The organism is Paracoccus sp. pheM1 (genome assembly GCF_018499825.1).
GTDB classification, from domain to species: domain Bacteria; phylum Pseudomonadota; class Alphaproteobacteria; order Rhodobacterales; family Rhodobacteraceae; genus Paracoccus; species Paracoccus versutus.
Map to the genome: position 1 here is coordinate 1,547,118 of NZ_JAGXCX010000001.1, position 19,071 is coordinate 1,566,188.

At 66.7% G+C, this 19,071-nt stretch carries 20 protein-coding genes; 6 read left to right on the forward strand and 14 right to left on the reverse strand.

Annotated features, from left to right (window positions below):
• The first annotated feature begins 131 nt into the window (after positions 1 to 131).
• From KF941_RS07770 to KF941_RS07780, 3 genes are read left to right on the forward strand one after another with little or no spacing between them, the layout of a single operon-like run.
• The gene (locus KF941_RS07770; RefSeq protein WP_114536898.1) at positions 132 to 1,154 is read left to right on the forward strand and encodes a zinc-binding dehydrogenase; all 1,023 of its coding nucleotides are present in this window, start codon (positions 132 to 134) and stop codon (positions 1,152 to 1,154) included.
• An 8-nt stretch (positions 1,155 to 1,162) separates the two neighbouring features.
• Entirely contained in the window at positions 1,163 to 1,939 is a 777-nt protein-coding gene (locus KF941_RS07775; protein ID WP_114536899.1) for an enoyl-CoA hydratase-related protein, read from the forward strand.
• Positions 1,940 to 1,952: 13 nt separating this feature from the next.
• Positions 1,953 to 2,870 (forward strand): LysR family transcriptional regulator, encoded by a 918-nt coding sequence (locus tag KF941_RS07780; RefSeq protein ID WP_114536900.1) that lies wholly within the window; start codon positions 1,953 to 1,955, stop codon positions 2,868 to 2,870.
• Between the two features lie 4 nt (positions 2,871 to 2,874).
• Here KF941_RS07780 and KF941_RS07785 read toward each other — a convergent pair whose 3' ends face one another.
• From KF941_RS07785 to trbB, 11 genes are read right to left on the reverse strand one after another with little or no spacing between them, the layout of a single operon-like run.
• Complete coding sequence (locus KF941_RS07785) at positions 2,875 to 3,126, reverse strand: DUF2274 domain-containing protein (protein WP_114536901.1); 252 nt, start codon at positions 3,124 to 3,126, stop codon at positions 2,875 to 2,877.
• A gap of 4 nt (positions 3,127 to 3,130) precedes the next feature.
• On the reverse strand, positions 3,131 to 4,291 hold the full coding sequence (locus KF941_RS07790) for a TrbI/VirB10 family protein (protein ID WP_114536902.1): 1,161 nt from the start codon (positions 4,289 to 4,291) through the stop codon (positions 3,131 to 3,133).
• The gene (gene trbG / locus KF941_RS07795; protein WP_072462929.1) at positions 4,291 to 5,313 is read right to left on the reverse strand and encodes a P-type conjugative transfer protein TrbG; all 1,023 of its coding nucleotides are present in this window, start codon (positions 5,311 to 5,313) and stop codon (positions 4,291 to 4,293) included. The genes KF941_RS07790 and trbG overlap by 1 nt, the downstream gene beginning before the upstream one ends.
• A gap of 20 nt (positions 5,314 to 5,333) precedes the next feature.
• Complete coding sequence (gene trbF / locus KF941_RS07800) at positions 5,334 to 6,023, reverse strand: conjugal transfer protein TrbF (RefSeq protein WP_114536903.1); 690 nt, start codon at positions 6,021 to 6,023, stop codon at positions 5,334 to 5,336.
• Positions 6,020 to 7,345: a P-type conjugative transfer protein TrbL gene (trbL, locus tag KF941_RS07805; protein ID WP_072462931.1), complete on the reverse strand. Its 1,326-nt coding sequence runs from the start codon at positions 7,343 to 7,345 to the stop codon at positions 6,020 to 6,022. Before trbL ends, trbF begins: the two co-directional genes overlap by 4 nt.
• 6 nt (positions 7,346 to 7,351) lie before the next feature.
• A complete protein-coding gene (trbK-alt, locus tag KF941_RS07810) occupies positions 7,352 to 7,648 on the reverse strand; it encodes a putative entry exclusion protein TrbK-alt (RefSeq protein WP_114536904.1) in 297 nt (98 codons plus the stop codon).
• Between the two features lie 20 nt (positions 7,649 to 7,668).
• The gene (gene trbJ / locus KF941_RS07815) at positions 7,669 to 8,454 is read right to left on the reverse strand and encodes a P-type conjugative transfer protein TrbJ (RefSeq protein WP_181820543.1); all 786 of its coding nucleotides are present in this window, start codon (positions 8,452 to 8,454) and stop codon (positions 7,669 to 7,671) included.
• Positions 8,451 to 11,081 (reverse strand): conjugal transfer protein TrbE, encoded by a 2,631-nt coding sequence (gene trbE, locus KF941_RS07820; protein ID WP_214273036.1) that lies wholly within the window; start codon positions 11,079 to 11,081, stop codon positions 8,451 to 8,453. Before trbE ends, trbJ begins: the two co-directional genes overlap by 4 nt.
• A 12-nt stretch (positions 11,082 to 11,093) precedes the next feature.
• Positions 11,094 to 11,375, reverse strand: a complete 282-nt coding sequence (locus tag KF941_RS07825; RefSeq protein ID WP_072462935.1) for a VirB3 family type IV secretion system protein — start codon at positions 11,373 to 11,375, stop codon at positions 11,094 to 11,096.
• Complete coding sequence (locus KF941_RS07830) at positions 11,375 to 11,707, reverse strand: TrbC/VirB2 family protein (protein WP_072462936.1); 333 nt, start codon at positions 11,705 to 11,707, stop codon at positions 11,375 to 11,377. The genes KF941_RS07825 and KF941_RS07830 overlap by 1 nt, the downstream gene beginning before the upstream one ends.
• Positions 11,704 to 12,708, reverse strand: a complete 1,005-nt coding sequence (trbB, locus tag KF941_RS07835) for a P-type conjugative transfer ATPase TrbB (protein ID WP_114536907.1) — start codon at positions 12,706 to 12,708, stop codon at positions 11,704 to 11,706. The genes KF941_RS07830 and trbB overlap by 4 nt, the downstream gene beginning before the upstream one ends.
• A gap of 278 nt (positions 12,709 to 12,986) precedes the next feature.
• Here trbB and KF941_RS07840 point away from each other — a divergent pair, with 278 nt between their 5' ends.
• The 3 genes from KF941_RS07840 (at position 12,987) to KF941_RS07850 (ending at position 14,386) form a co-directional block, all read left to right on the forward strand.
• A complete protein-coding gene (locus tag KF941_RS07840) occupies positions 12,987 to 13,250 on the forward strand; it encodes a plasmid stabilization protein (RefSeq protein ID WP_072462938.1) in 264 nt (87 codons plus the stop codon).
• A complete protein-coding gene (locus tag KF941_RS07845; RefSeq protein ID WP_072462939.1) occupies positions 13,247 to 13,672 on the forward strand; it encodes a type II toxin-antitoxin system VapC family toxin in 426 nt (141 codons plus the stop codon). The genes KF941_RS07840 and KF941_RS07845 overlap by 4 nt, the downstream gene beginning before the upstream one ends.
• A 336-nt stretch (positions 13,673 to 14,008) precedes the next feature.
• Positions 14,009 to 14,386, forward strand: coding sequence for a hypothetical protein (locus tag KF941_RS07850; protein WP_072462940.1), 378 nt, complete (start codon positions 14,009 to 14,011; stop codon positions 14,384 to 14,386).
• 183 nt (positions 14,387 to 14,569) lie between these two features.
• Here KF941_RS07850 and KF941_RS07855 read toward each other — a convergent pair whose 3' ends face one another.
• From KF941_RS07855 to KF941_RS07865, 3 genes are read right to left on the reverse strand one after another with little or no spacing between them, the layout of a single operon-like run.
• On the reverse strand, positions 14,570 to 15,019 hold the full coding sequence (locus KF941_RS07855; protein WP_017998408.1) for a CopG family transcriptional regulator: 450 nt from the start codon (positions 15,017 to 15,019) through the stop codon (positions 14,570 to 14,572).
• Positions 15,020 to 15,032: 13 nt separating this feature from the next.
• Complete coding sequence (locus tag KF941_RS07860) at positions 15,033 to 17,033, reverse strand: conjugal transfer protein TraG (RefSeq protein ID WP_017998409.1); 2,001 nt, start codon at positions 17,031 to 17,033, stop codon at positions 15,033 to 15,035.
• Between the two features lie 32 nt (positions 17,034 to 17,065).
• Complete coding sequence (locus KF941_RS07865) at positions 17,066 to 18,859, reverse strand: DUF3363 domain-containing protein (RefSeq protein ID WP_017998410.1); 1,794 nt, start codon at positions 18,857 to 18,859, stop codon at positions 17,066 to 17,068.
• Positions 18,860 to 19,071: the final 212 nt, after the last annotated feature.

Genomic DNA, 19,071 nt, shown 5'->3' on the forward strand with positions numbered 1-19,071 from the left:
AATCTCATGGAGAACATCCATCAAGCCAGAATTTATAAGCATTAGCTGTCAAAGTTTGTGGCGCCGATATGCAACCCATTGCCATATTGTGACAATGCATTTACCTTTCCGCCAGAGGGGGAGGAATCTGCATGAAAGCTATCGTTCTGCATAAGCGGGGTCTCGACGGGGTCAGCCTGGACGACCTGCCAGCCCCGGATTGTCCGCAAGGCTGGGCGCGGGTGCGCATGGTCGCGGCCTCGGTCAATCGGGTCGATCTCTACATGCGCGACAATGGTGCCGGCATCACCCACGACCTTCCGCTGATCATGGGCGTGGATGGCGTGGGCGAGGTGATCGAGGCGCCGGGCGATTCCGGGCTGGCGTCGGGGGACCGGGTCATCCTCTATCCCTACGAGTTCTGCGGCGCCTGTCGGCCCTGCCTTGCCGGGGACCAGCCGCTTTGCCATTCCGCCCGCATTCTGGGCGAGCATCGCCACGGCACCTTCGCCGAACAGGTGGTCCTGCCGGCACGGTCGCTGGTCAGGCTGTCGCCTCATGCCGACATGGACCAGGCGGCGGTTCTGGGCGTGGCCTATCTTACAGCCTGGCGCATGGTCTTCGGCCAGATGTCGGCAGCGCCCGGCCGTGTCGTTCTGGTGCAAGGCGCGGGCGGCGGCGTCGCCTATGCGGCGATGCAACTGGCGCGCATGGCGGGCGCGCGAGTGATCGTCACCACCACAGGTGACGAGAAACTGGCGCATTTTCGCGCTCTCAGGATCGAGGCCATTGATTACCGCGCCCAGGATGTGCCGAAGGCGGTGCTGCACCTGACGGGTAACGAGGGCGCCGACCTCGTCATCGACAATGTCGGTGAAAGAACCTGGGCCGGCTCGCTGCGCAGCCTGGCGCGCGGCGGTCATCTGGTGACCTGCGGCGCCACCACCGGGGCGCATCCGTCGGCCGACATCCAGCGGCTTTTCGTGCGGCAGCTGGCGGTCCACGGCTCGACCATGGGCTCGTTGGAGGAGTTCCGCCGGCTGATCCGCGCCTGGGAGGCGGGAGGTTTCGTTCCGCTGATCGACCGCGCCTTTCCGCTGGCCGAGATGTCGGCGGCCTTCGACCACCTCGAAGATCCCGCCCGCATGGGCAAGATCCTTGTTCACATCGCATGAGACATGCCATGACCTATGAAAACATCCTTGTCTCGACCCAAGACGCCGTCGGGATCATCACGTTGAACCGCCCCGAGGCCCTGAATGCGCTGAACCGGCAGCTGACGACAGAACTGTCACAGGCTGCAGCCGAATTCGACGCGGATCCCAAAATCGGCGCAATCGTCGTCACCGGATCCGAGCGCACCTTCGCCGCCGGCGCGGACATCAAGGAAATCAAGGACAAGACCTTTGCCGAGGTCTACGAGGAACAGCTGATCACCGCGACCTGGGAGGGCATCAGCAGGGTGCGCAAGCCGGTCATCGCGGCTGTTTCCGGCCATGCGATCGGCGGCGGCTGCGAGATTGCACTGATGTGCGACATTATCATCGCGTCCGAGACCGCCCGGTTCGCGCTGCCGGAAACCGGCATTGGCATCATTCCCGGCGCCGGAGGCACGCAGCGCCTGACCCGGATCGCCGGCAAGGCGGTCGCGATGGACATGATCCTGACTGGTCGCGCATTGTCAGCGGCCGAGGCGCTGTCCTTCGGGCTCGTCAGCCGGGTCGTCCCTGCCGGCATCCATCTGGCAGAGGCGGTGGCACTGGCCGCCCAGATTGCCACCTCGTCACGACCCGTGGTGCAACTTGCGAAAGAGGCAGTGAACAAGGCCTATGAGACCCATCTGCAGGAGGGCCTCTATATCGAACGCCGCCTGCTCTACGCGACCTTCGCCCTGGACGACCGTCGCGAGGGGATGACTGCCTTCGCGGAAAAACGTGCACCACAGTTTACGAATCGCTAATGGACGCCTGCGAATGGTACCGCGATCCGGCAGAACGATAATCGAGCTGCGCCATCTCCGCTATGTCATCGCGGCGGTTGAGCATGGCAGCTTCAGCGCAGCAGCGGGGGAACTCGGCGTGCGGGAATCCGCGATCAGCCGGCGCATCCGCGATCTGGAGGACGAGACCGGCGCGGCGCTCTTCATCCGCCACAAGCGCGGCGTGACATTGACGGATGCGGGCAAGAGGTTTTTGACCCATGCCCGCCGGGTATTCAACGAACTCGACCTTGCCATCAAGGATGTCGGCGCGGCCGGCCGGGTGGAACACGGCATGCTGCGGATCGGCATCTTCGCCTCACTGGCCTCGGGCTTTCCGGCCGATCTGCTGAGCCGCTATACTGACGATCATCCCGGTGTGCGATGCGTGATCGTGGAAGGCAGCCCAAGCGATCACATCGCCGCCGTGCGTCAGCATTGCATGGACGTGGCGTTCCTGACCGGCACCCCCGAGGCGGCGGAATGCGATGTCGAAGTCTTCTGGAAGGAGCGGGTGTTCGTGGCGCTTCCGAAGGACGACGACCTGACGATGCGGAAACGGATTGCCTGGTCCGAATTGCGCGACAGGCATTTCGTCGTCAGCGAGGCCGGTCCGGGACCGGAGATCCACGACTATCTGGTCCGGTATCTGTCGGAACTGGGTCATCATCCCAGTGTCGAGCGCTGCCCAGTCTCCCGCGACACGCTGATGCAACTGGTCGCCCTGGGCAAAGGGCTGACGCTTACCAGCGAGGCAACGACAGGCGTAAGTTTTCCCGGCGTCGTCTTCCGGCCGCTCGCAACGGAGCCCCTGCCCTTCTGCGCGGTCTGGTCGCCACGCAACGACAATCCGGCCCTGCGCCGCTTGCTCAGCCTGACGCGGACCCTGTCGGCGCAAGACGGCAAGGCGTAGTGAATCAGTCGCCAGGTCGACTCCCGGCACCGACGTTTCTCCGCGCCTTCGCGAAGCCGCGATCCGAGGCGAGAAACCGCTCCAGCATCGGCACGACGAGCTTCTGCGGCGGGACAGCAACGCCCTGCCCACCCGTGCCGCTGCGGCCGAGCAGTTCGCCATACAGGGGCCGATCCCTGTGCAGGCTCGCCGGAAGTTCGACGGTCATCTTGACCGGGCTATCGTCGGTGATCGGCCCGAGCTTCAGCTTCGTCATGCTGTCATCCTCCTGCGTTCTCGAAGACCAAATCTCTGCCGACAAGGATCCTGACTGGGAATCCCGGCCGGATGGTCAGCGTCGGCGGCACCTGCAACTGGCGTTGGACGATCTGCTGGCCGGAATCGGCGATGGTATCGCCGGCACCTTCGCGGATGGCACGCACCAAGGGATCGTCGTCCTCACGGCCGATCTCGGTGCCGATGGCCAGTATGGTCGAGAGACCGGCGGCCTTGGCCATGTCGCCCCAGTGATAGTCCACACCGTCCTCGAGCCCTGCATAGCCGCTGGCATCGGTGCCGGGCAGGCGCTCCAGCACCAGGGAGCGGCCGTCCGGGAAGATCAGCCGGTTCCAGACAAGGAGAACGCGGCGCTGGCCGAAGGCGACGCCGGCATCGTATTCGCCGATGATCCGGGTGCCCTGCGGGATCAACAGGATCGAGCCGGTGGGGCTGTCGTAGACTGGCTGCGTGACCTGGGCGATGATCTGGCCGGGCAGGTCGGAGCGGATGCCGGTGATCAGCGCCGCCGGGATCACCGATCCGGCCTGCAGGAGGTAGGGCGAGGCCGGTGCCTCGACTCGATCCGGCGCCACCGTCACCCGGTCGGCGGCGGCACCCAGAAACGCCGCATGCCGGTCCTGCGGCCCTGCGGTTTGCATCTGTCCGACGGAACCGGACCCGCCGGGCACCGGTCCAGCACTCCCGGCACCGGCATCCGGCCCGCCCGCCGGCCGTGAGCCGCCCTGAAAGAACACGCCGCTGAGCCGCGCGGCCTCTTCTTCCGCCAACCGCTGCTGCTCCACCGCACCCATGGCGGGTGTGGTGACGGTGGGCGTGGCGGGCGCGGGCACCGGCGCGCCGCGATTGCGGGCATTGAGGATCGGCTTGCCGAGATCGCCGGGCAGCGCCGGGCCGAGGGCGGGGCCGCTATAATCATGCGGCAGTTCCGCCAGCCCGTCGGCAGTGGCGCGGTTTTCGGTGGAGAACAGCTCCTCGCCGCCACGTTCCACATCTTTACTCTGCAGGGCGAAGATCAGCGCCGCACCGATGCCGAGCGCGGCGATGGCAGCCATCCCCGCCAGCACCTTGCGCGACAGCCGGGTGACGCGCGGCGGTTCGGCGCGCAGCCGCATCGGCGCGGCAGAGGTGTTCCTGTCGCTCATCAGGACGAGCCTTTCGTCGGTGCGCGGGTCGGTTGGGCGACCGCCCGTGTCTGTTCCATACGGATAATCCGCACCACCTGTTGGCGCTTGCCGGACCCGAGGCGCAGTTCGGCCACGCCGAAGAGCCGGTCCACGATCAGCACGTTGCCGTGGACGCGGCTGTTGACGATCTCGGGCGCACCGTCCGGGCCGATGACGAAGAGCGGCGGCATCTCGCCCTGCGCGATGCCGGGCGGAAAGACCACATGGACCCGGCGACCGTCGTCGAAGACCGAGACCGGCCGCCAGGGCGGGCTCGCGCCTTGGACCTGCAAGCCGTAGCGATGGTTGCGCGCCGATTTCCCAGGGATTACCGGTGCTGCAGGAGGCGCCTGTCGCTGCACCGCTGCCGAAGACGACGCGCTTTCCGGATAGTGCCAAGACACCGCCGGCATCCAGGTTTCTTCGTCGGCGCGCAGTTCCAGCATATAGCGGCGCCGGTCGGTGGCGATCACCAGATTGGTGCTGATCTCGGGCCGGGTCGGCTTGACCAGCACATGTACGCGGCGCGACGCGCCGCTGCCGCTCTCGGTCTCGCCGATGATCCAGCGGGCGGTGTCGCCGGCGGCGATGGGTCCGGTGCCGGTCAGGCGCTCGCCCGGCTCCAGCGCGATATCGGTGACCTGTCCGGGCGCGGCATAGACCTGATAGAGCGCGCCCTCAGACCAAGGATAAACCTGGATGGCGTTATAGTAGCCCTCGCGGCGCGGCTCGACCCGCGCGGCGAGATTGGCGTTCGTCACCCGGCTTTCCGGGTTTTCCGCCGCGTTGCCGCCCTTTGCCGGGGTCCAGCCCGGCGGCACATGCAGCGGTTTCGGAGCTGGTTCTGCAACGGCGGCAGGAGGCGATGGCAGGGGCGGCACGGTGTCGTCATAGCTGAACTGAGGAGTCTTGCTGGTGGCGCAGCCCGCCAGCGCGGTGGCCGACAGCAGGACCACGGCCAGTACGGATCGGGGCAAGCTTCTCGCCCGGGCGCCGATCATTCCTTCGGTGAGAACAATTGTCATTGGCTCATCTCCCGCGACCATGAGATCGCATTGACATAGATGCCGAGCGGATTGGCGCGCAGGACCTCGGCGGTGCGGGGCGTCTGGATCACCACGGTCAGGATCGCGGTCCAGCGCTCGGTGGATGACAGCTGGCCGTTCTCATAGCGTTTCTCGGTCCAGGCGACCCGGAAGCTGTCGGGCGAGGCGCGGATGACCGAGGAGACCTCGACCGAGACCTGCCGCTCGCCCAGTTTCGAGAAGGGATCGTTACCGCGGGCATGGTCGTTCAGCGCCGCGGCGCCGCGATCGGTGGTCCAGTCATAGGCGCGGAGCCAGTTCTGCCGCAGGATCACCGGATCGGCAGGAATCGAACGGACCTGCTCGATGAAGCGGCCGAGATGCCAGGCGATCTGCGGATCGGTGGGGCGATAGTCGGCCGCGGCAGGCGCGACGGCCTGGGCCTGGCCGAGATCGTCGACCTGCACCACCCATGGCACGACGGTGCCGCGCGCCGATTGCCAGACCAGGACGCCGGCGAAACCGGCGGCGAGGATCAGGCAGGCGAAGGCCATCAGCCGCCAGTTCCGCGCCTGCACCCGGGCGGAGCCGATGCGCTCGTCCCAGACTTGCGCGGCCTTCTGGTAGGGCGTGACCGGTTCCGGCGTCTTGCCGTAATGCGTGGTCGGACGTCTGAACAGGTTCATGGCTTGTCGCTTTCGGAAAGGGAGACGGATGTCCCGGGACCATGGCTGTCGCCCGAGCGCACGGCATGGGCGGCAACGGTCGCGCCCCGGCCAAGGGACTGCCCGCGCATGCGCTGCGCCCAGGCGGGCGCATTGCCGCCGGCACTGGTGTTTGCGCCACCCGCATCAGCGGCGGGGCCACCGAGCGTGCCCTGCGTGGTCGATCCCCCGGTGCTGGTGAAACCGGCCTTCACGCCGGCTTCGCGCTTGGCCTTGAGACTGGCCGCCGCCCGACGCAGCGGGGTCATGGCAGCGATGCCCGCGCCCTTGCCGACGCCGGCGGCACCGGAGAGGGCGCCGTCGATCCCGGATTGTCCGGCCGAGTTCAGGGTATAGGCGGCGGAGGCGGCGCCCGCCGTGGCGGCCCCGCCGCGCGCGGTCGCGGCGATGCCCTTCGCGCCGAGCACCGTGGCGCCACCGGCGGCCATGGCCGCCCCGCCCACGGCCAGTCCTGTCCCCGCGACCGCCCCGGCGCCAAGCTGCGGACCGCCGGAGACCAGGCCGGTCGCGATGCCGGGGCCGAAGATGCCGAGGCCCAAGAGGGACAGCGCCGCCAGCACGATGGCCATGGCGTCGTCCACGGTCGGGGCGACGCCGCCGAAGCCGCTGGTGAACGCACCAAACAGCGTCGAGCCGATGCCGATGATCACCGCCAACACCAGAACCTTGATGCCCGACGAGACGACATTGCCCAGCACGCGCTCGGCCATGAAGGCGGTCTTGCCGAAGAGGCCGAAGGGGATCAGCACGAAGCCCGCCAGCGTGGTGAGCTTAAATTCGATCAGGGTGACGAAGAGCTGCACGGCGAGGATGAAGAAGGCGAGGATGACCAGCGCCCAGGCGAAGAACAGACAGAGGATCTGGAGGAGGTTCTCGAAGACCGCGACCCAGCCCATCAGGTCGGAGATCGATTCCAGCAGCGGCCGGCCGGCATCGAGCCCGGTCTGGGCGACGCGGCCGGGGCGCATGAGATCGCCGGCGGTGAAGCCGGTGCCGGAGGCCATCAGCCCGAGCCCGGCGAACGACTCAAAAACGATGCGGGCGAGGCTGTTCCAGTTGGTGATCAGCCAGGCGAAGACGCCGACGAAGATGGTCTTCTTGACCAGGCGCGCCAGAATGTCGTCCTCGGCGCCCCAGGCCCAGAACAGCGCGGCCAGGGTCACGTCGATGACGATCAGCGTGGTGGCGATGAAGGCGACCTCGCCGCCCAGCAGGCCGAAGCCGGAGTCGATATAGCTGGTGAAGACCGCCAGGAAATGGTCGATGACCCCAGACCCGCCCATGGATGATCACTCCGCTTCAGGGGAGACGGCAGGGCGGGATGGCTCGGGGCTGGGACTGCGCCCGAGGAAGCGATCGCGGGTTTCGGCCCAGATGTGTAGGTAGTCGGCATCGTCCGCCGCCGCTTCGCCCAACCGCTGGCAGCGGCGCTGGCCCTCGCGCAGCGGATCTTCCGGCTGCGACTGGCTCTGCTGCCCGGGAAGCGGCGGCAGATCGCCGGTCCGTTCCATCCGGATCAGGGTGACGGTCATGACGATCGCCAGGAACAGGATGGCAATGAGCCGGGCCATCGCCTTGCCTCCCATGATTGCGCCTCCTCGGGGCTTCAGTTGTTGAACATCCGGGCATTGCCGGGCTGGTAGCCGATGCCGGGCGTCAGGAAGCGTTCGCGCTGGATGCGGCCCTGTTCGGTGGCCGCCGCGCGCTCAGCCTCGGCGAGCGCCTCGGCGCGGCCGGTGGCGGCGAGGAGCGCGGTGAGATCGGAAAGCTGCTGCGATTGCAGGGCCAGCAGCTGGTTGCCGGCCTGGCTGGCCTGCAAGGCACCGGTGGCACCCTGGCTCTGTTCGACCAGCGTCGCCATCTCGGCCCGCTGCGCCTCGATGTTGTTGGTGACGCCGGCCTGGACGCGCATGGCGTCCTGCAACCCGCCCATGGTGTTGCTCCAGCGGGTCCGGGCATCGGCCAGGAGTTGTTGTTCGGACATCGAGAGATCGGGCGTGCCGTATTCCTGCTCGAACGCCTGGTCGACCTCTTGCACCTCGAAGGCGATGTTCTGGGCCTCGTCCAGCAGTTGCTGGGTGCGGGTGACATTTTGTTGCAGCTGCTGCAGCGAGCTATGCGGCAGGCTGGCGAGATCGCGGGCCTGGTTGATCAGCATCCGCGCCTCGTTCTGCAGCGAGGCGATCTGGTTGTTGATCTGCTCCAGCGTGCGCGCCGCGGTCAGCAGGTTCTCGGTATGGTTGGTCGGGTCGTAGACAATGCGACCGAAGCCGCCGAAGAAGGCTTGGGCTGGCGGAGTCAGGACCGGGGCCAGCGCCAGCGGTGCCGCCAGCGCAAGGACCAGTGCCGTGGTGCTGACGGAACGGGTGATCATGGATGGTCTGCGCGTCATGGCGCGGTCTCCTTTTCTGTGCTTGTTTCTGGTCCTGCCTCTGCGAGGGTGGATGCTGCCTTGGCGTCGCCGGGCGCGACCGCGTCACCGGCAGGTCCTGTCTCCGCGTCGGTGAACCCGGCATCGTCCGGTCCCGCCCCGTGATCAGTGCGTGCCGTTTCTGAACTGATCGGTTCAGATACAGGCATGCCGGTGGCTTCCGGCGCCAGATTGGCGAGGTCCGGGATCAGCTCGGCGGCCCAGTCCACGTCGCGGTCGCGCAGCCAGGCGGAGAGGAAGCCGTCACGTCCATGTTCGGCGAGGACCTGACCGATCAGCGTTTGATCGGATTTGGCGGATGCGGCGCAGAGCGCGAGACCGACTTCGCTGAGGCCCAGCTCGAACAGCCGGTTGCCACGCCGGGACTGGCAATAATAATCCCGCTTGGGCGTCGCCCGCGCCAGGATCTCGATCTGGCGGTCGTTGAGGCCGAAGCGGCGATAGATCGCGGTGATCTGCGGCTCAACGGCACGCTCGTTGGGCAGCAGCAGCCGGGTCGGGCAGCTCTCGATGATCGCCGGCGCGATGGCGGAATTGTCGATGTCCGATAGCGACTGTGTGGCGAAGACGACGGAGGCGTTCTTCTTCCTGAGCGTCTTCAGCCATTCGCGCAGCTGTCCGGAGAACCCCTCGTCGTCCAAGGCCAGCCAGCCCTCATCGATGATCAGCAGCGTCGGGCGTCCATCGAGACGGTCGCCGATGCGGTGGAACAGATAGGACAGCACCGCTGGTGCCGCGCCGGTGCCGACCAGGCCCTCGATCTCGAAGGCCTGCACGGAGGCCGAGCCCAGATGTTCGGCCTCGGCATCGAGCAGCCGGCCATAGGCGCCACCGATGCAATAAGGCCGCAGCGCCTGCTTCAGATCGTTGGATTGCAGCAGCACCGACAGACCGGTGATGGTGCGTTCCTCGACCGGAGCCGAGGCCAGCGAGGTCAGCGCCGTCCAGAGATGGTCCTTCACCTCCGGGGTGACGGCGATGCCTTCGCGGCGCAGGATGGCGGCTATCCAATCGGAGGCCCAGGCGCGTTCCGTGGTCTCGTGGATCCGCGCCAGCGGTTGCAGCGAAACCGGCGCCTCGCCGTCTTCGCTCAACCCGCCGCCGAGATCGTGCCAGTCGCCCATGGCCAGCGCCGATGCCCGGATCGAGCCGCCGAAGTCGAAAGCGAAGACTTGCGATCCGGCATAGCGCCGGAACTGCAGCGCCATCAGCGCCAGCAGCACCGACTTGCCGGCCCCGGTCGGTCCGACGACCAGCGTATGGCCGACATCGCCGACATGCAGCGAGAAGCGGAACGGCGTCGCGCCCTCAGTCTTTCCAAAGAGCAAAGGGGGTGCATCGAAATGCTGGTCCCACCCCTCGCCGGCCCAAATGGCGCTCAACGGCACCATATGGGCGAGATTCAAGGTGCTGACCGGCGGTTGCCGCACATTGGCATAGGCGTGTCCGGGCAGGCTGCCGAGCCAGGCGTCCACCGAGTTCACAGTCTCGATCATGGCGGTGAAGTCGCGGCCCTGAACGATCTTCTCCACCAGCCGCAGCTTCTCGTCGGCGACGCGGGCGTCCGTGTCCCAGACGGTGATGGTCGCGGTGACATAACCCATGCCGGCGACATCCGTGCCAAGCTCCTGCAGGGCCAGATCGGCGTCGGCCGCCTTGTTGGCGGCGTCGGTGTCGACCAGGGCCGAAGGCTCGCTGGTCATCACCTCCTTGAGGATGGCGGCGATGCTCTTGCGCTTGGCGAACCATTGCCGCCTGATCTTCATCAGCAGCCGGGTGGCGTCCGTCTTGTCGATGAGGATGGCGCGCGTCGACCAGCGGTAAGGAAAGGCGATGCGGTTCAGCTCGTCGAGAATGCCCGGCGTGGTCGCGGTGGGAAAGCCGGTGATCGTCAACACCCGCAGATGCTGCTCGCCGAGGCGCGGCTCCAGCCCGCCGGTCAGCGGCTGGTCGGCCAGCAGCGCATCGAGATGCATCGGCACCTCGGGCAGGCGCACGCGCTGCCGGTTGGTGGAGATGGTGGAATGCAGATAGGTCAGCGTCTCTGGATCGTCGAGCCAGCGGCATTCCGGCATGAAGCCGTCGAGCAGCGCCAGCACCCGGTCGCTGCGGTCGATGAAACCGCGCAGCAGTTCCCAGGGATTCACCCCAGATGTCTCGCGGCCCTCGTAGAGCCAGCTTTCCGCGCGGGCCGCCTCTTCGGCCGGCGGCAGCCAGAGCAGGGTGAGAAAATAGTCCGAGACGAAATGGCTGCCTTCCTGCTCGAAATCGGCCTTGCGCTCGGCATCGACCAGCGCCGAGGCGGGATCGGGGAAGCGGCTGTCGGGATAGGTGGCGGCTTCGGACCGCTGCGCCTCGACGAAGATGGCCCAGCCCGAGCCGAGGCGGCGGAAGGCGTTGTTCAGCCGCCCCGCCACCGCGACCAGTTCGGCGGCCACGGCGGAATCCAGATCGGGGCCGCGGAATTTCGCCGTGCGCTGGAACGAACCGTCCTTGTTCAGCACCACGCCCGGCGCGACCAGCGCCGCCCAAGGCAGGAAGTCGGCGAGGCGGGAAGCGGTGCGGCGATACTCGGCGAGATTCATCATCGCATACCTCCGTCAGACCGAGAGATGGCCGGGGAGACGCAGGTGGCGGCGCCCAACCTCGACGAAGAGCGGGTCGCGCTTCGCCGCCCAGACGGCGGCGATGTGACCGACCGCCCAGATCAGGATGCCGGCCAGCCAGAGCTGGAGGCCGAGACCTACGGCGCCGGCCAGGGTGCCGTTCAGGATGGCGATGCTTCTCGGCGCGCCGCCGAGCAGGATCGGCTCGGTCAGGGCGCGATGCACCGGGACGGAAAAGCCCGGTACGTCGGAAAGCTGCTCGAAGCCCTGCGTCATCAGACCAAGGCCCCGCCGCCGAAGCTGAAGAAACTGAGGAAGAACGAACTGGCCGCGAAGGCGATGGAGATGCCGAAGACGATCTGGATCAGCCGGCGAAAGCCGCCGCCGGTATCGCCGAATGCCAGCGTCAGGCCGGTGACGATAATGATGATCACCGCCACGATCTTGGCCACCGGTCCCTCGACGGAATCGAGGATGGATTGCAGCGGCGCCTCCCAGGGCATCGAGGAACCGGCGGCATGGGCGGCGGGCGCCAATACAAGGCTGACATAGGCGAAGCTGGCGGATGCCGCGATACGGCGGGGAAGCTTCAATGCAGGTCGGATCATGGAGAATCTCCGATGTTTTGATGGGTGTCGGTCTCGGTGTCGGGAATCACGGGTGCGATGCGGTATTCGCCGTCCGGCCGAAGGCCCTCGACCCGGACCAGTTCGGTGAGACGGCGATTGCTGCCGCGTCCGGCCAGAACGGCGATCAGATCCACGGTCTCGGCGATCAGCGCCCGTGGCACGGTGACCACGGCCTCCTGGATCAGCTGTTCGAGGCGGCGCAGGGCTCCGATGCCCGATCCGGCATGGATGGTGCCGATCCCGCCGGGATGGCCGGTGCCCCAGGCCTTGAGCAGATCCAGCGCCTCGGCGCCGCGCACCTCGCCGATCGGGATGCGGTCGGGCCGCAATCGCAGCGATGAGCGGACCAGATCGGAAAGCGTCGCGACGCCGTCCTTTGTGCGCATCGCCACCAAATTCGGCGCGGCGCATTGCAGCTCGCGGGTATCCTCGATGATGACGACGCGGTCCAGCGTCTTCACCACCTCGGCCAGCAGCGCATTCGTCAGCGTGGTCTTGCCGGTGGAGGTGCCGCCGGCGACGAGGATATTGGCGCGGGTCACAACGCCAAGCCGCAGCGCCTCGGCCTGCATCCGGCTCATGATCCCGGCGGTGACATAGTCGTCGAGCGTGAACATGGCCACGGCGGGCTTGCGGATCGCGAAGGCCGGCGCGGCGACCACCGGCGGCAACAGGCCTTCGAAGCGTTCCCCTGTCTCGGGCAGTTCCGCCGAGACGCGTGGGGACCGGGCATGGACCTCGGCGCCGACATGATGCGCGACCAGTCGGATGATCCGCTCGCCGTCGGCAGGGGACAGCCGTTCGCCGGTGTCGTTCAGACCCTCGGAAAGCCGGTCGATCCAGAGCCGCCCGTCGGGGTTCAGCATCACCTCGACGATATCGGGATCCCGCAAGAGGGCGGAGATGGCAGGCCCGAGCGCGGTGCGGAGCATGCGGGCGCCGCGCTCCACCCTTGCCTCGATGTGGTCCGAACCTGCCATCCCGTCCCCCGTTCCACCGGGGCGGCGAGAGGAAAGCCCCGGATGGGGTCGACTAAAAGAGCCTCAAAACGAGAGAGTGCAACAGCTATTCAGCTGCCGTCGTAGTCTGGCGTAGAAAGACAGGGGAACGGCGGTTTTGCCCTTTCGGGAAAACCAGCGCAGGTGGCGGCAGGCTGACGAATCAACTCCGGTAGGATCAGCATCACCAGCCACTAACCTTGACATCATTTTTTCAGTGACGATATCAATGATGTCAGTTCCCGGGAGTCGCAATCGCCATGCCCGCCATCACCATCCGCAATCTGTCCGCCGAGACGCATCGGGCGCTGAAGATGCGCGCGGCGCAGCATGGGCGCAGTACCGAGGCCGAAGTGCGCGACATCCTCGAACAGGCAGCGCGACCGCAGAACCGCGTCCGGCTGGGGTCGCTGCTGGCCGAGATCGGCCGCGAAGCGCGGATGAGCAAGGAAGAGCACGCCCTGTTCGAGACTGCGATCCGGCGTGACCGGACCCCTGCCCGACCGATCGATTTCGACGAATGATCCTGCTCGACACGAATGTGGTCTCCGAACCGATGCGGGACGCGCCGGATGCCGGAGTCGTCCGCTGGATCGATGAGCAGGCGATCGAGACTCTGCACCTTTCGGCCATCACCGTGGCCGAGATCCGGTTCGGCATTGCTGTGCTTCCCGACGGCAAGCGCAAGGCCCGCCTGCATTCCCGTTTCGAGAAAGAGATCCTGCCGCTGTTCGAGGACCGCATCCTGCCCTTCGGTCTCGCAGCCTCGGAATGCTACGCAAGCCTGATGGCGCAGGCGCGCGGCAGGGGAACGATCATCGGCCAGGCGGACGGCTTCATCGCCGCAATCGCCGCCGCCGTCGAGTTGACCGTCGCGACGCGCGATACCGCGCCGTTCCTGGCTGCCGGCATCACCGTCATCAATCCATGGGAGGAGGCGAGATGAACCCGGAAGCCGTATCGGGCCGCCATTTTCGTCAAATGCCGAATATTTCCGTCAGTTTTCTGACCTAAGGAACTCCCGTGAGGGCCGCTGGGAAAAGCCTTTAGCGGTCGCACGAATGAGGGAAAAAGCGACCTTGCCGATACCTCGGATGAGCCGGCGAACTGGAACCCTGGAGTGCGAGGCGTGGGAGAGTGCTTGTGGCAGTAAGTTGTTACCCGTGGATTTGACCGTTGCTAGCCTCTCGGAGGTTAGGGGCCTGCGGAAGAAATCAAGGGTTGCGCTCCGGCTGGCGTACCATACGCTGTCCGACCACGTTCGTTTTCTCAAGGGGAGCAGATGCCGCGATACCCGCACTGGACCGAAGCTGAGTTTCCGGCTGCGAAGACCTTCTGGGCGTCGATCGCAAAGATCGACGAGAAGATGAGGGAGGATCCATATCGCTGGACCCTTTCGAAGGAGGCAAGGCTTGGTCAGTATGCGGACTTCAAACCGGGAAAGCTTTCCCATTGGAAAAACATCATCCGGACTAGCGGCCAGGTCACGCCGACGGAACTGAGTCTCAGGGGCGGGGACGATTTCGACGTCATGGACGGCCGGCATAGGATCTATGCCCTCCACGAGGAGGGGTTCACGGACGTGCTTATCCAGGTCCTCCCGATGGAGCCGGGCGATGAGGGGAAAATTGATAGGCTAGCGGAACGTCTCGCGCCTTAACCATCCCCAATGGCAATAATTCCCCGCAAAACAAAGGCCTGTGTTGGCGGGAAGCGGCGAGCCCGCCATGGTGGGTGTTCGAGATGAAACGACACGCTCCCGCTCTTGATGCAATGATCCTCGAATAAGAATCCTCGCCATTTAACGGTCCTGGCTACCGCCCCGCCGGAACAGAAAGTGTTGTCATACGGCCCCTTCGGCAGGGTCGAGTTTGGCCGGCTCATCCCCCGCCCCCGCGACATCCTCCGGTATCTCCTTGAGAAAGCTCTCGCCGGATTGCAGCCTGCGGCCGAGGGTCTCGACGAAGCCCTCGAAGCGTTCGCGGCCCTTGGCCTGGGCGGCGGCGTAGCCCTCGGCCGGGACCGGCGGCGTGACGGTCAGCCAGAAGCGGACGAAGAGCGCCAGGGTTTCGGCGCAGAGGCCGACATCGCGTTCGAGCCGCATGATCTGGCGCGACATGCGGTCGAGCCGGCGGGTAAAGGCCGCCTCGCGCCGGTCGGCATCGTCGGGCGAGAGAAAGGAAGCGACGGCGGCCTCGACGATGGCCGAGCGCGAGACCTTCCTGCTGTCGGCGAGATCCGAGATCTGCCGCAGCAGTGCGGGCGGGAAATAGACGTTCAGTCGTTGGCGCATGTTTTTTGACTCCTTACATGGGAATATCGTCGCCGGGATCCATCGAGGCCTGCCGGGCGACACCAGCCATCTTGCGGCGCAGCGCCTGGCGCTGGCGCGCGGCATCCGCCTGATCGTCACCGAGCAGCTGCCTGAACTCGTCCTCCGGCGACGGTTCCTTCCGTTCGTGGACGATCTCGACATGCTCGGGCAGTTCCGGCTCGCGGCGCAGGCCGGAATTGGCCTTGTCCTGGCGTTTTGCCTTGGACGTTTCACCGGCCCCTGCCCGATCCGCCGCCTGCTTCGGCGGCTTCAGCCCGGTCCAGTCGTCTGGTCGCGGTGATGGAGCAACCTCGCGCGGATCGGGCGGGGCCAGCATCCGCTCCCTGAAGCGCGGATCGGCATAGTAGCGCGCCTTCCGGGCCCGGATCGGCGGAGTGCCCGCGACCATGACGATCTCGTCCTCCGGCGGCAGCTGCATCACCTCGCCCGGTGTGAGCAGCGGCCGGGCGGTCTCGGAGCGCGAGACCATGATATGGCCGAGCCAGGGCGCGAGGCGATGGCCGGCATAGTTCTTCATCGCCTTCATCTCGGTGGCGGTGCCGAGCGCTTCCGAGACCCGCTTCGCGGTGCGTTCGTCATTGGTGGCGAAGCTGACCCGGACATGGCAGTTGTCGAGGATCGAGTTGTTCGGGCCATAGGCCTTCTCGATCTGGTTCAGCGACTGCGCGATCAGGAAAGCCTTCAGCCCATAGCCGGCCATGAAGGCCAGGGCGGATTCGAAGAAGTCCAGCCGCCCCAGCGCCGGGAATTCGTCGAGCAGCATCAGCACCCGGTGCCCGCGGTCCTTCGCGTGCAGATCCTCGGTCAGCCTGCGCCCGATCTGGTTCAGCACCAGCCGGATCAGCGGCTTGGTGCGCGAGATGTCCGAGGGCGGCACCACCAGATAAAGCGTCGAGGGCTTTTCCGCCGCGATCAGATCGGCGATGCGCCAGTCGCAATGCGATGTCACCGCCGCCACGACCGGGTCGCGATAGAGGCCGAGGAACGACATCGCCGTCGACAGCACGCCGGAGCGCTCGTTCTCGGATTTGTTCAGCAGTTCCCGTGCGGCGCTGGCGATGACCGGGTGCGGTCCGGCCTCGCCCAGATGCGGGGTCTTCATCATCGCCGCCAGGGTGGCCTCGATCGAGCGGCGCGGATCGGAGAGGAAGGCCGCGACGCGCGCGAGGGTCTTGTCCTCCTCGGCATAGAGCACATGCAGGATGACGCCGACCAGCAGCGCGTGGCTGGTCTTTTCCCAATGGTTGCGCTTTTCCAGCGAGCCCTCGGGATCGACCAGGATATCGGCGATGTTCTGGACGTCGCGCACCTCCCATTCGCCGCGGCGGACCTCCAGCAAGGGATTGTAGGCAGCCGAGGCCGCATTGGTAGGATCGAAGAGCAGCACCCGGCCATGCCTGGCCCTGAACCCGGCGGTCAGCTGCCAGTTCTCACCCTTGATGTCGTGGACGATGGCCGAGCCGGGCCAGGTCAGCAGCGTCGGCACCACCAGCCCGACGCCCTTGCCGGAACGGGTCGGGGCGAAGCAGAGCACATGTTCAGGCCCGTCGTGGCGCAGGTAGCCCTGATCGTAGCGGCCCAGCACCACCCCATCGAGACCGAGCAGCCCTGCTCGTTCGATCTCGGACCGCCCCGCCCAGCGCGCCGAGCCGTAGGTGTCGACATCGGCAGCCTCGCGGGCCCGATAAACCGACATCAGGATGGCGATGCCGATGGCGAGGAACCCGCCCGAGGCGGCGATGATACCGCCCTCGACAAAAATGCGCGGGGCATAGGCGTCGTAGAAATACCACCACCAGAACAGGGCCGGCGGGTAATAGACCGGAATGCCCCAGACCTCGAACCAGGGCGGCCCGAGCTGGGGTTGGAAGCCGAGCCGCCAGGCCGTCCATTGCGTGCCGGACCAGACGAAGATCAGCACGATCAGGAAGACCACGCTGATCTGGCCCCAGAGGATCTTCGTGCCGGACATGGAAACACCTCCTTTCAACAAGGGTTCTTGCGTTACAGCCCGAGGTCGCGCCTGCGCCCCAGCGACCAGTCGATGCCGTCGCCCGGTTTCGCCACGCCGGAGACATGCCGGCCGATCTGGCCTTCGAGGTCGCGCGACCAGGGCACCAGCTGGAAGCTCAGACCGTCGTCGATGACGGCGAAGCGGCCCGACGAGAGGGACAGCTGCCGGCCACAGGTGCCGGCGACATTGTCGCCAGCTCTGGCTTGCACATGCCGCAGCCCGGTTTTCCGGGCGAGCTCGGCACCGACCGCATCGAGTTCGCGGCGGCGCAGGGTGGCGAGCAGATGGCGCCGCACCAGGATGCGCCCACCCTCGCGCCGGGCGAGGCCTTCCCCGACCAGATGCTCGGCGCGGGCATCCATCGCCTCGCGCACCTCCTTGCCGAAACCGCCCATGGCCAGCGGCATCGGCCGGCGCTCGACCAGACGGTGATCGAGCCAGGTGGCGCCCGGCGCGGCGATCTGGCTTTGCAGATCCAGATCGGAACGATGGGCGAGCCACAGCGTCGGGTTCGGATCCTCCGGCCCGCCGAAGCGGCGCAACTCGACGATGCCGCCGAGCGGCGGGGCCTGGTCGAAGGCCTCGATCCCGCGCAGGCGGATATGATGGGCGCGGCCGTCGACACCGTCGACCACCGCATAGGCCTCGCCGGTCAACTCGTCATGCAGCCCGAGATCGACCAGCCTCCCGATGACGGGCGGGCCGTCCCGGCCGCTGTCGGTGACAAAATCGAGAACGCCCCGTTCCTCGCCCCGCCCGGCGAAGGCCCGATGCATCCGGCTGACGATGTCGCCACGCCGACCCAGGTCGCGCAGGGTGCGCTCCACCTCCAGCCCCAGCATCCATTCGCCGGGACCGGCCGATGTGGCGAGCCCCATCTTCTCCAGATGTTGCAGCCGCCCGATCATCAACCGCCGCGGTTCGGGACTGCGCCCGGTGGGTTCGCCCCGGATCGGGGCGTCGGGGCGCAGGTCGATGAATCCCATCTCGTCGGCCTGGCGCCGGATCGTGGCATCGAGCCGGGTCCAACGTTCCGCCGTCACCTCGCGTTCCAGGGCGAAGCGGATCTCGTGCTCCTGCCTGGGGCCGAGTTCGAGGGAGACCAGATCCTCGGCGCGGGAGCGCAAGCCGTAGCCGATATAGTCGCGCGAGATGACCAGATCCTTGCCGGTCTCGTCCGCGCCGCGGACCAGCAGATGCACATGCGGATTGTCGGTGTTCCAGTGATCGGCGGCGATCCAGTCCAGCTTCGTGCCGAGATCGGCCTGCATCTGTTTCACCAGATCGCGGGTGAAGGCGCGCAGATCGGTCATGTCGGACGCATCCTCGGGCGAGACAATGAAACGGAAATGATGCCGGTCGTCCTGGCAGCGTTCCGCGAAACCGGAATCGTCGGCATCGTCGGAGGTGGCATCGAACATCAGCCCGTCGCTGTCGTCGCGGCGGACGCCCTCGCGCTTGAGATAGGCGAGATGGGCCGTCATCGGGGCGGAGCGGAAGGATCGCCCCTTGTGCCGGACCACACGCGCCTTCACCACCACCCGGCGCTGCGGCGAGAACAGCCGCGAGCGGCCGAAGCTCGCCCGCCCGCGCCCGAAGGTCGAGTGGCCGGTGCGGACGGGTCGTCCCGAGGACGACGAGCCCCCGGCCGGTCCCGCCTTTCGGACCGGCCCCGCCTTCCGCGCCGCGCGCAACACCTGATTGACGAAGCTGCCGCTGCGCGGTGCCCGGGTCGAGCGCGGCCGGCCCGGACGGATGCGGAATTCGCGGTCGTCGCTGCTCATGACAGCCCTCCCTGCCCCGCGATCCGCGCAACAGTGCCAAAAACACCGTTGAAATCGCGTGAAAACCCCAAAAACGCGGCACCGCCGCCGTCCGACCGGCCTCGAAAAAGACCCGCCATGTCAATGGCGTAGGTCTTTGACGGGCCGGGGCTTTTACCTTGCCATAGCCCTGAGGGCGGCGTGGCCCAAAAGGCCGCGCCGCCCGTTCCTTT